General features: G+C 55.2%; 9 protein-coding genes, 1 tRNA gene and 2 pseudogenes. 5 read left to right on the forward strand and 7 right to left on the reverse strand.

All coding sequences use genetic code 11. From position 1 onward, the window contains the following. Positions 1-27 precede the first annotated feature (27 nt). Both V5F53_RS13905 and V5F53_RS13910 read left to right on the forward strand, forming a co-directional pair. A complete protein-coding gene (locus V5F53_RS13905) occupies positions 28-2,607 on the forward strand; it encodes a relaxase/mobilization nuclease domain-containing protein (RefSeq protein ID WP_393995261.1) in 2,580 nt (859 codons plus the stop codon). Then, a complete protein-coding gene (locus V5F53_RS13910) occupies positions 2,604-3,077 on the forward strand; it encodes a hypothetical protein (RefSeq protein ID WP_393995260.1) in 474 nt (157 codons plus the stop codon). Before V5F53_RS13905 ends, V5F53_RS13910 begins: the two co-directional genes overlap by 4 nt. A gap of 81 nt (positions 3,078-3,158) precedes the next feature. Here V5F53_RS13910 and V5F53_RS13915 read toward each other — a convergent pair whose 3' ends face one another. From V5F53_RS13915 to V5F53_RS13930, 4 genes are all read right to left on the reverse strand, one after another. Next, positions 3,159-3,395 carry a hypothetical protein gene (locus V5F53_RS13915; protein WP_393995259.1) on the reverse strand — a complete coding sequence of 79 codons (237 nt, stop codon included), beginning with the start codon at positions 3,393-3,395 and terminating at the stop codon, positions 3,159-3,161. Between the two features lie 259 nt (positions 3,396-3,654). Next, a complete protein-coding gene (locus V5F53_RS13920) occupies positions 3,655-4,563 on the reverse strand; it encodes a hypothetical protein (RefSeq protein WP_393995258.1) in 909 nt (302 codons plus the stop codon). A 98-nt stretch (positions 4,564-4,661) separates the two neighbouring features. Further along, positions 4,662-5,282, reverse strand: a complete 621-nt coding sequence (locus V5F53_RS13925) for a hypothetical protein (RefSeq protein ID WP_393995257.1) — start codon at positions 5,280-5,282, stop codon at positions 4,662-4,664. A 55-nt stretch (positions 5,283-5,337) separates the two neighbouring features. Continuing rightward, positions 5,338-5,964, reverse strand: coding sequence for a hypothetical protein (locus V5F53_RS13930; RefSeq protein ID WP_393995256.1), 627 nt, complete (start codon positions 5,962-5,964; stop codon positions 5,338-5,340). A 227-nt stretch (positions 5,965-6,191) separates the two neighbouring features. On the opposite strand from V5F53_RS13930, the gene V5F53_RS13935 reads away from it, so the two are divergent. Next, a complete protein-coding gene (locus V5F53_RS13935; RefSeq protein ID WP_393995255.1) occupies positions 6,192-6,776 on the forward strand; it encodes a tyrosine-type recombinase/integrase in 585 nt (194 codons plus the stop codon). Positions 6,777-6,995: 219 nt separating this feature from the next. Here the strand turns inward: V5F53_RS13935 and V5F53_RS13940 are convergent, their stop codons facing one another. Then, positions 6,996-7,616, reverse strand: a complete 621-nt coding sequence (locus V5F53_RS13940; RefSeq protein WP_393995254.1) for a hypothetical protein — start codon at positions 7,614-7,616, stop codon at positions 6,996-6,998. Positions 7,617-8,244: 628 nt separating this feature from the next. Between V5F53_RS13940 and V5F53_RS13945 the strand changes: the two genes are divergently transcribed. Both V5F53_RS13945 and V5F53_RS13950 read left to right on the forward strand, forming a co-directional pair. Continuing rightward, entirely contained in the window at positions 8,245-8,973 is a 729-nt protein-coding gene (locus V5F53_RS13945) for a hypothetical protein (RefSeq protein WP_393995253.1), read from the forward strand. 659 nt (positions 8,974-9,632) lie between these two features. Beyond that, a pseudogene (locus V5F53_RS13950) lies at positions 9,633-10,355 on the forward strand (DNA methyltransferase); the annotation flags it as partial. 120 nt (positions 10,356-10,475) lie between these two features. Here the strand turns inward: V5F53_RS13950 and V5F53_RS13955 are convergent. Both V5F53_RS13955 and V5F53_RS13960 read right to left on the reverse strand, forming a co-directional pair. Next, positions 10,476-11,089 (reverse strand): annotated as a pseudogene (locus V5F53_RS13955) (transposase family protein); the annotation flags it as partial. Positions 11,090-11,779: 690 nt separating this feature from the next. Then, positions 11,780-11,854: transfer RNA gene (locus V5F53_RS13960), tRNA-Gly, on the reverse strand. Positions 11,855-12,062: the final 208 nt, after the last annotated feature.

Raw genomic sequence — 12,062 nt, forward strand, 5'->3', positions numbered from 1 at the left:
GGAGGCCGTGCACTCTCGAACCACCTTTTGAAAACCAAAGACGGTCAGAAGGTACATCTCCTGCCTCCGCGTTATCTGTCCTCGGAGGGCCTAAAGGACCAGATCGCTGAAATTGTTGCCGTCAGCTCCCATGGACGGACCAATAAACCTCTTTACCACGTTCACATTGATCCTCCTGCGAACTGCGACGCGAAAGCCGTTATTGCCTCTTTCGTGCGTGAGTTTGAAAAGGAATTCGGCCTTCAAGAATCAGTGCGGACCGGAGTGCTGCACCTGAAAAATGGGCGCCTCCATGCACATCTGGTCTACTCCACGGTCCGGCAGGATGGACGGCTCATCAACCTTTCGCATGAATATGCACGGCGCGAAAAAGTCTGTCGCATCATCGAGTTCGAACACGGCCTGGAACTCGTGAAGGGAAAGCATAACCTCGCAGTCAGCAATGCTCTCCTAAAAGCCGACCGACAAGACGTGGTCGACGCAATGCGGGCGGCTGGCCTCCTGGACCGGACACGTCCTGTAGCCAAGCTGACCCCAGGCGAGCGCCACCAGCAGGAGCGCACTAAAGTTCTCCTCGATGACGTTCGACGCGCCGCGTATTCCGCCTGGATATCCATGCGAACGCCTCAGGACTTCCGCCAGCGCCTTGAAGCCGGCGGCCTTCACCTCGGTGCTGGCGACAAAGGCCCCGTAGTGCTGGACCCCAGTGGCAGCATCCATTCCCTTCCCCGCATCCTTTCTGCCGGAGCGCGGACCACAGGCGCGAAGGTCAAGGCGGCGTCGGTGCGGCAGGTCGCCAACGCCCTGGAGTTAAAACCTGTCGACGAAATGAGAGCCGGAATCAGAGTACAAACAGAAGGGAATCCAGATGACACAGGCAAACATAAACGCAGCGAACCAAGTGAAGATGATCTACGACGAAGCCAAGGGAGCGCACGAGACATCCCAACAGCTTCTACCGTTGCTATCCCTCCTGGAAACCCCAGAGGGAGAGGGCGGCCTGGATCAGATAACCAACTTATTGACGAGCATTTTAGACATTCTCAGCCAGCACACCACCATGCTGACGGATATCAAAACACGGCGGATTGGCGCACCCACACCAGGTGGTCAGATCGAGCCTCCGGACGCCGCTTGAAACGTCTGGACCTGTCGTCCCTGCAAACCAAGGCCGACGCCATCCGCAACGCCCCTGTCCGAAGAATGCTCAGAGAGCGGATAACCGCCCGCGCGCTGTCATCCATCGATCTCACGTCGCTTCAAATGAAAGCGGCGTCGGCCAAGCAAATGACCGACGCCGCAGGATTAAGTTCTGAAAAATCAAAAAAATACTACCATAGATCATCTCATATTGAAAATTTTGTCAAACACAATAATACTATGACTGAACTGAAAGAAGATAAAACAATGATAGAACATATAGCGCCTAAAAATCCAAAAGCAAGAGCAATTTTTGAAATAGTCGGGCAAGAAAGAACAGATCATTGGCTTCAACACGTCAAGTTTGCTTGCCCGAAAGGGTTTTCGACGCCGGCTCGAATTTTATTTGATGACGGCGGCTGGGCCGAAATTGGAGATCGGATAAAAGTTTGGGGCACCAAAGGCAAGAACATCGAGTTTGCAAAAGAGCTAAGAAAATCAACAGGTTATCAGGCGGCGGAACTGAAAGAAGCCGGCTTTTGCAATGCTGAAAATCCATATTATTCAAAGAAATCAACTGTCCAATTCTGGCGAAATCAAGGCTACGACGCTTGGCAAGAATCGGAAAATGTAGTTTGGGCTCAGATATCTGAAGGTACTCGTATCCGTGACGCTGGTGACTCGGTCACAGTTTTTGGACAAGTCGATGATAATGTCATTAGGTCAATGATATATAAGGCAAAAATGGAATGGAATTCGGGCTGCAAATTAAAAGGAAGCTGGTCCCAAAGAGATCAGGATTCTATGTGGATCGAGGCCCAGCGACAAGGCGTCGACATCCATAATTGCCGCCCATCACAATCCGCTAAATCACTGTGGGAGCGTGAAAAAAAGGATCTGGAAGCGAAGTCTGAGACTAATAAGACGACTGTCCAGAGAATCATGTCAGCGGCCTCAGAAGCGCAAGATTTGCTTGCAGCGGCCAGGGGTAACCAAGTTGCGCTTGGCCGCCTCCCTGACGACCTGAAATCGTTTGTTTCCAGTTACTTAGATGACGATCAACGAGCGGAAATGGCCGCAGCAAATGTCTCGGATGTGGTTGGAATGATTGACGATTTTAAAAAACTCGGCAACCAAGAGATTGAATCAAATGGACCGAAACCTGAGCCAAATGATCAGAAGAAAAATGTCGTCTACATGGATGAAGAAACTGAAATGTTTTTCGTCGAAAATTTAGATCATCTCGATCCAAATAATACATACGTGAAAGATCATAACGGAAATGATGTGGTCGTCGGTATCGATCATTTCCGCGCGATCCACGACAGGATGACTGCAAACGATCCAGATAATGATATCGACCATCCCTACGTATCAGACGACGATGGCCCAATTTATGAGGATCTGGAAAATGGAGGATACACCAGAGTTCCGCCGAGCCAGAGGGGTTACGGAAAACCGAAATGAACAAAAATGAAATGTGGAATGATGACAAAGGAAACATAAGATATTGTCATATGGGTGATCCAAGGGACACAATGGAGCATCATCATAATATATATTTTGCGTCTGCTTTGCGTGAATATTCATTTGAGCGCTCGAAAGGTAGCCAGATGTATATGATAGATTGCAAATTATCATGTCCATCTGCGCAAATTTGCAAATATGCGACTACATCTGAAGATATTTATCTAGCTGCATACCTTTCGACAATCCGTGAAAAATCGCAATGGGAACAGATAGCTAAGTCAATTTCAAATCGTGGAAATGCCGCAATTAACGATCTTTTCCGCCAAGGCAAGGAGATCGTTTTTTCATTTTGGCGCCTCCAGGGATCACCTGACCCCAGCGTGAAAGTCGGAAAATCAAAGCTGACAGGTTGGCCGCCCGCCAAGGGGACCGGAACCCGATCCCTCCTGAAAAATCAGAAGAAGTGAATGGCATCTCCCCCTTTGAAAAAGGGGGCCGGGCTCTCGTGAACCAAGCCCCTGCGGGCTTCGATCCCTGATGCGATGCAGCTAAATTAAGTCGAAATCGATCCCTTGTGTAATACCTGCGACCATCCGAACATGACCAAGAAAATATTTGTCACTGTGATGTTCGAATATTTTATTCTCGGTGCGGTCCTGCGACAAGCTGAGGTAGTTTTCGGGGTCTTTCCAAATCACCGCAAACCAAGAATTCGGGAGCCGGATGACCTTGAGTCGTCCTTTTCCGTATCCATTTATGTAAATATCTTGTTCATATTCTTTCATGCGTCAGGCTCCTTGGATAATTATAATTATGAGTGCCGGCGGCGCCACTTACAATGGGGGAGCATACACTGTGTGATCCGTGAGTTTACGGCCGTAAACTCTCTTGAAAATGCAGGAAAAACAAAGAGATACGGATGATACCATCGTGCTCGCCGGCATCAAGACGCTTCGCATCTTGACCCCGGCGAGCACGATGGTCGCTCGGAAATTGTCGGGACGAAGGACGTCCCACAATCGATCATTGATCGAACAAAGGACATTACTCGATGGCGATATCGAACACCAACTTCGTATTCGCCCCCGTAGTGGTGTACCCAACGATGTCGCAGGACGTCTTTGAGCGCACGGGGGCCATACCCTCCAGGGTTAGCTTATTCAGTCCATAAAGATGATGATAGCGGCCCGAGACCTCATAAGCCGCCGCCGGACAGCCGGCCTTGAACGTGTAGGCAGTGCCCTTGATGATAATTTCGTTGTCACCAGATTTCCAGGGCTTTGCTTTGAAAAGGACTGTCCCCGGTTTGATGGTGTCTGCAATCGCTTTTTTGGGGCGATCGTAAACGATCACGCCCTTGTCGGCGTCGATGATTACTATGGAACCGTTGTGGCTATAAGGAGGTCCTTCAAGGCGACCGCTGTAAATCTCGACCGGAACCAGCTTCCCAATCGCAGGGGCCGGCGATGCCGCTTGCTCTGCCTTTGCCTGGACCAGCCTCCCGCCTTCACAGGTCTTCCAGATATCGTAATGACCGTTAGGAGCGATCCGCCAAATGGGATTGCAGCCCCCGGCCATCCCAATCTCAATGTCAGGCCATGCACTATCATCTCGCTTCAAAAAGGTGATACCAGCGGCGCCGAAACCAAGCTCTTCCCTCCATTTCCCCGCCCCATCGGAGATGAGAAGCGTGATTGCGTTTCCATACTTCCCGAAGCAGCTCGCGCCGCCTTCGCTTCCCGTCACGGTGAGGACGATCTCGTCGACACCGTCCCCATTGAGGTCCTTGACCTCTGTCTTGCGAACCAGCTTTTCACCGTGGTTCGCGAGACACTGTGTGTCGTCTTTGACATCGATGGCGCCAACCGCAGCATCAATTTCGGCTTGCGACAACGCAAGAGCCGACGTTGATGCGACAGCCAGCAGCCCAGCGGCAAACAGAATCCTGCGCATTCCTGACCTCAAGCGTGAAACGACAAATTTATCTAGCCTTCGCCATTCGACGAAAATCGGGTACGTTAGACAGTTTAGACGTTATAAGATAATTGGCGCTATGATTTTATGTCATTTCCTTCGAGGGCCTGCCGCATTATCTCTTCCCATTTCCTCAAAATTGAAACATCCTGTGTTGAGAATTTCACAATTGGAGTTTGTATATCAGCAAGCTTGAACATCATTCCACTATTATTTCTTGCCTGCCCTTCCGCTGCCATATTTCCGAGTGTAGCCATTATCCCTCCGGAGAGAGCTGTTGGACCAATTCCACGGACAATCTCCCGGTTCCACCCAGGCACTTCCCACCACACATCTCTAATCAGATCAAACTCAAACAGACGAATCGTACCATTTTCAATAATTCCTATACTTCTGTCCGTTATGCCGATGGCCGATTGAAATGAATTGTCATAATCATAATATTGTATCTGTCCGCCTAATGACTCTTCCATTTTCTGCTTTATGTATTTTTTATATTTATTTTTTGAGGCCATCATTGAAATGATTCCGGCTATTAATGCGACAAATGGGCCTATCCACAATATTAGCTGGAACAGCCCGGGAATATAAATAATGTCACCAAGGTATGTAACCACCAATAAAGCCAATAGCCATACGCCAAATGGTGCGTATAGAGCGGTCGCGGCTCCCGGTTTGGCAACGGCGATAGTCCTCATGTCTGCTCCAACACGTTGGGGTTTAAGGTATTTTTTATGTTAAGCGGCGGTCTGATTAACTGAACTGAGAAGGTGTCGGCGCCTGTTTCAGCCACCGCTCGATGCGGCCGGACGCCAGCAGATCCTTGCTCATGTCGATCTCTTGTGATGCCAACTCTCGGCCGTTTCGGGCGATGCTGTGCCGGATGGTGGAGCACCCACGCCGGGGATGGACCCGGACTTCATCTATAGGGCGGCCGGCGGCCAGCTCTTGGGCTCGGTAGCGGTCATATTCCCGCTGCCCCATGATCTGCACACGAGAGGCTGCATCGGTGCGGCCAGGATCGGTGACGACCCATACCGTACCACGCTGCGATGCCACGACCCCCTGCGTTCGGGCTTCCAGCCGCCTGAGGTAAGCTTGGCATCGTGGGCTGTCGTAAATGCGCTTGTGCCGCTCACCAGTGCGCCACCGCTTCAAGCCCAATGCGCCCGTTGTCGCTTGTGAGACCAACAGGCTGCCGGCCAGGGCGTACAACATTGCCTGACCCTGGATCGCCACAGCGGCCACCACCGACACACCAACTGCGCCAGTAGCGCTAGCGGGTAGGTACCGCCAGACGGCATCGAGAAAGTGATGAACGGGGCCAACCTCTTTCCTGCTGATTTCAGCCATCAAATGCGGATGTGACCTAGTCGTCATGGCTCGATCCAAGTCATGTTTTCCATGAAACAAAATTGCTGATTCTGTTTCACAGCACGGAGAAAACCAGCACCATTGCCAATTTCCAAGGTTGTACCGTCAAGCTAGCATGCGGCGGAATCGGGGCGCAATAGCGGTATTGTTTGTAATTTCAAGCCTGTAATACTTTCAGCAATTTTGTTTGTAAACACTGGAAGAAAGGGGTTTTGGACGAAGGAATTGTGACGATGAGACAGTTTCATAATACCTCCTGCCTCTACGACCACGCCGGGCAGCGCAAGTACCTCACGGCGGCGGAGCGGGAGCGTTTCTTAGATGCTGCGGCGGCGAGCAGAGACCAGAAAGTGCATACACTTTGCCTCGTGCTGTCCCACACAGGGTGTCGCGTTTCCGAGGCTCTGGCGCTCACGCCGGCACACATTCAACGGGAAAGCGCGGTTGTTTCCATCATCAGCCTCAAGAAGCGGGGCAAGCTTCTGGTGCGTGAAATTCCCATTCCGGCGGATATCATCGAAACCCTTGAGACGATCCATCATCTGACAGACATGAGTGATGACGAGCCGCTTTGGCCCATGGGCCGAACAACCGCATGGCGCCAAATCAAATCAGTGATGACGGCGGCAGGAATCACACTGAAGACGGCAGCCAACCCCAAGGGCCTGCGGCACGGCTTCGGCGTCCGCGCGGTTCAAGTCGGAGTGCCGTTGAATTTGGTTCAGAGGTGGCTCGGCCATGCCGACATCAGCACCACCGCCATCTACACCAACGCCCTGGGCGCCGAAGAGCGCGAGCTTGCCGCCCGTATGTGGTAGCGGTCAGACCAACAACAGCTAGACAAAGAAGCCAACCGCAACCACACCCCCGGCAAAGCGGAAAGCGTCGGCCAAATGCCACCGGATGCGGTCAGCCAACGGCAGGGACCGCATCCATTCCTGATGCTCCCGTTCCTGTTCCTCGGCGTAGCGCTGGTTAGTCCGCCAACCCATGCCGACCTCGAAAATCAATCGTGTTAACGAGGATGAATTTTCAATCTATTTGAGTAACCCTTGTGATATAATTGTTAACGGCAATATCGATGCAGGCGTGCATTTGAAAGAATCTGGGGATTGATTAATCATTTCCCTCAGTTTTTTGGCGTACTTAGTGTCCCTAACCAATACAGCATAAATTTTTTTTGGTAACTTAAAATATTCAACACATCTCCATTCGCGTTCGTGGACCCAACAAATCCAATTATCTTCTTTAACTTCTAGACGAACTACTCTCCATAACTCTTCTTTAGGAATCGAAAGCGCATTAACCTCATCATTAGATAGATATAGGACTGGACGACATCCATTTTTGTAGGCCAAACGCTTCGTCAGAACGATGCCATAAGGTTCGTAGCGAGGTTTTTCTTGATTTGTATTTTCAGGTGTCAAAATATATTTCAATGAAGGGAATGGTACGTCCATGAAGCAGACTGCCTTTCTCTGACCCTTAATAAATCCCCTTTCAGATGAGCTGCCACAGATCTTTCCAGTCTTCAATATATTTACTAAGTTATCAAAAGCTGAACGTTCATTTAGTTTCTCCGTATTCTTTGTCAGGTGAATCAAAAATGGAGTTAGATCAGGACGACTATAGAAGGGCAAATCATCGAAATCCGGCACCTCTTCCTCCCTATCTGGTCTTATGAACGCACTGTCTAACCCGAGCGCCCCAGCGCGTCAAAAAAACACATCATCAATACCGATATAAGGATGACAGCCCTCCTCTGGAGAGCCGCGAGGGCGAGGAATCGCCACCCAGGTATAGGTACTTATTCCTGTCCGGTCCTGAGCCGTGTTTCTCTCAAACACGCCCACCAGCACGGGTCTCCGTTTGACAAACCCCCTGATTCCTGGAAAATCCCATGTACAATGCATTGGTACAAAGACCTGGGGATAACTTCAGAAAATACCTTATATTTCAATGCAGTATGGGCGCTGTCGAGGAATTCAATCCTCTCTCGCAGCACCAGCCTATGGCGTTGATCCGCCACGCTTCCTTGAGATACAAAGACTTCGGACGGCTCCTCTGATACACAGAGTTCGTCCACAATGGCCCTTCGCATGTCTCGTCCGGTCCGTCTGTCGCACACCTCCGTCCTCACCTTCAGGAAGCGCATCCCCGCCGATCTGCGCGGCAAGGTGACGGGACGACAGGTGCGCATCCATTTCCCCGCCCATGGCGCCGAGCCGGAATGCACCGTGACCGCCACGCTGGGCGCGGCGGAGGTGAAGTTCTCGCTCCACACCCGTGACCCCCAAGGTGGCCACCGCCCGTTCAGGGCTCGCCGAGGATCACCTTCAGCGGCTCTTCGCATCCCTGCGCTGCGGCCCGGTCAGCCTGAAGCAAAGGCAGGTCATTGCGCTGGCCGGAGCGTGGTATCGCGGGTTTGTCGGAAACTTGGAGGACGACCCCGGGCCGGTAGAGATGTGGGAGCGTTTCCAGAGGTCGTTTTCCCCCGAGGTCGTGCTGGAGCTGAAGCATCCGCCACGAGCCTTGATGATCGATCCCGACACGTTTTTCCTGCGCAACGCCATGGCCGAATTCGTCGATCAAGTGCTCGCTGAACACGCAATCCCCGAGGTCGATCTGGAAAGCCGGGACCAGCTGTCCATGGGCATGTGGCAGGCCATCCAAAATGCCGCCACAACTCTGGAGCGACGCGCCCGTGGCGACTATGGGCCGGACGACGTACTGCGACGTTTTCCCGCCTTGGAGCCCATTGGAGCCATCACAGCGGAGCCAGCGCCCGTCACGCCACCGCGCGTTGCCAGGGCCAAGGCCTCCACCGTGTCGCGGCCGAACCATGGCTGGCGGCACCTGTTCATGACGCTGTGCCGCGAGCACCAGGTGGCGGAGGAAGCCCGTTATTTCATCGTCGGCCACACGCGGCGGGACACCGGGCAGCGCCACGGAGAGGCATCGGCCGCAGCCCTGCTGCGCGAGCTAACGAAGCTGCCGGCTTTCGAGGTGGAATGAGGCCAGCAACCCACGCTGGCATCCCGCAGCGATTGCGGTAGAAGAGGACGACACGCCGGGGGACGAACAAAGCCATGACGCCGCACGAATTTATCGCGAAATGGCAGAATTCGAAGCTCAAGGAGCGGGCCGCGGCGCAGGAGCATTTCATCGATCTGTGCCGCTTGCTCGGCGAGAAGACCCCGGCGGAGGTGGATTCTGAAGGCCGCGACTATGCCTTCGAGGTCGGCGCCACCAAGACCACCGGCGGCAAGGGCTTCGCCGATGTGTTCAAGCGCGGCCATTTCGGCTGGGAATACAAGGGCACCCACGCCAATCTCGACAACGCCTTCGCCCAGCTCCAGCGCTATGCGGTGGCGCTCGATAATCCGCCGCTGCTGATCGTGTGCGATGTGGGCACCACCATCCGCATCCACACCAATTGGACCAATTCCGTCTCCAAGGTCTACGAGATCCCCATCTCGGAGCTGGAGGATGCGCAAAAGCGGCAATGGCTGAAGGCCGCCTTCGCCGACCCGGAAGCTCTGCGCCCCACCAAGACGCGCCAGCAGCTCACCGAGGAGGTGGCCGGCAATTTCGCCGAGCTGGCCCGCTCGCTCCGCACCCGCTATGGCGAGCCGGAAGAGGTGGCGCACTTCATCAACCGCCTCGTTTTCTGCATGTTCGCGGAAGACGTGAAGCTGCTGAAGGATGGCATGTTCACCCGCATGCTGGAGCGGGCGCTGGAAGACCCCTCCGCCTTCACCGACTTTGCCGGCGATCTCTTCCGCGCCATGAGCAAGGGCGGGCGCATCGGGTTCGAGAAGGTGGCCTGGTTCAATGGCGGCCTGTTCGACAATGACCGGGTGTTCTCGCTCACCAAGGAAGAGATCCGCCTCGTCCATGGGGCGGCCACTCTTTATTGGGGCGATATCGACCCCTCCATTCTCGGCACTTTGTTCGAGCGCGGGCTGGACCCGGACAAGCGCAGCCAGCTCGGCGCCCATTACACCGACCGCGAGAAGATCATGATGATCATCCGGCCGATGCTCATCGATCCGCTGACGGCGGAATGGAATGAGGCGCGGGCCGAGATCGCCACGCTCATGGAAAAGGCCGCCGCCCAGGACGAGGCGGCGAAGGCAAAGCGCGGCAAGGCCGGCTCCGATGCCAAGGGGCAGGCCACCAAGGCCATCAATGAAGCCCAGGCGGTGCTGGCCCGGTTCCTGAAGCGTCTGGGGGATTTCCGGGTGCTGGACCCGGCCTGCGGCTCGGGCAGTTTCCTGTATCTGGCGCTCAGGGCGCTGAAGGACCTGGAGCACCGCGCCCAGGTGGAGGCGGAGGCGCTGGGCCTGGAACGCGGCTTCCCGCGCATCGGGCCGGAAGTGGTGCACGGCATCGAGATCAACCCCTATGCGGCGGAACTGGCGCGGGTGTCGGTGTGGATCGGCGAAGTCCAATGGATGCTCGCCCACGGCTTCCCCGCGCCACATGGCGGTCGGACCGGAACGGTTCTTCGGCAGGTCGGCGAACTGGATGCCGGTGTCGGTCAGAACGATCTCGATCCTGTAGGGAATGACGGCCACCAGCGCATCAAGGAAGCGCGTGCCGTTGCCGTTGCCGTGGTCGCCTTGTCGACCAGTTGGGCAAAGGCGAACTTCAAGGTGCGGTCGATGCCGACATACAGATGCAATTGACCTTCCGCCGTCTGCACCTCGGCGATGTCAATGTGGAAGAAGCCGATCGGACAGGCCTTGAACGTCTTTTTCGCCGGCTTGTCGCCTTCGACATGGGGAAGGCGGGAGATGCAGTGGCGCTGAAGGCAACGGTGAAGCCACGAGCGGGTCAGGTGGGGGATCGTCGCCTGCAGGGCATAGAGGCAGTCGTCGAGCGGCAACAGGGTATGCCTGCGGAAGGCGACGATGATCGCCTCTTCCTCAACGGACAGGACCGTCGACTTGGCGTCCTTCGGGCCGGTGGGAAGATCCGCGCAGGAGGTCCGCTGCTTCCATTTCGCGACGGTCTTCTGGTTGATCCCGTAGCGCCGGGCCAGAGCCCTCAGGCTCTCTTGACTATGCTGTATCGCTCGACGGACCGCCTCTGTCGTCGTGGCGCATCCATGCAGAACTTGGCCCATAGTGCATCCTTCCAGTCCTGCGAAAAGACTGCACCATCAAAGCCCGGGATCAAACAGGCGCTGGGAACGGCCCTCCAGTTCGAGACCACACTTCGGCAGCGGGACGTCATCGGAGAGTGGGAGCCGGCCACCCCGGAGGCCGGCGGAATCGTGCTCCGGGGCCGGCGTTGGACCCGCGGGCTCACCTGGGCGGACATCTCGGATGACCTTGTGGTCGTCAAGGAGACCACCAAGACGGGCGCCGTGATGGCTCACGACCTCAAGCTCTGCCCACTGGTGCTTGACCTCCTGTCCAAGGTTCCGGCTGACCGTAAGGTCGGGCCTATGATCGTGGACGAAACGGCCAGCCGGCCCTACGCTGAACATGCCTACGCTCGCGAGTGGCGAATCATCGCCCGAGCGGCTGGGGTGCCGGATAGGGTCTGGAACATGGACGCCCGAGCAGGCGGCATCTCCGAGGCCGACGACGCGGGCGCTGATTTGGACGCAATTCGTTCGGCGGCCGGTCATTCACAGAGTTCTACGACGGTGCGCTACGTGCGAGGCACCATCGGGAAAAGCAGGAAGGTTGCCGAACTTCGGCAGGCTCACCGGAACAAGCGGTAAACACCCATGGGGAACGTGATGGGGAACGCGGGGAACGTCTAGTTTAGCGGTAGAGCGACAAGCCCTTGTCACAGCTCGCGAAACTGGAGCGGGCGATGGGAATCGAACCCACGACATACAGCTTGGGAAGCTGTCGTTCTACCACTGAACTACGCCCGCGTCGGTTGACACCATAGCCAAGCCCCATGGCCGGCAGCAAGAGGCAAGCCGCATTTGCCCACACGCATCTCCTTTTCCGGCGCCCTTGGGGGCGGAGCAAGGCCGGTGGCGGGGCTGCCCCGCGACCCGCGCCCGGCGCCGTCCGCTCTTGTGATCGAAGGCCGGCCGTGGCACGTGTGCGCCGCACACACGTCGCGGCACGTGCGCG

The sequence above is a fragment of the Xanthobacter cornucopiae genome (genome assembly GCF_043195065.2).
Classification (GTDB): Bacteria; Pseudomonadota; Alphaproteobacteria; order Rhizobiales; family Xanthobacteraceae; genus Xanthobacter.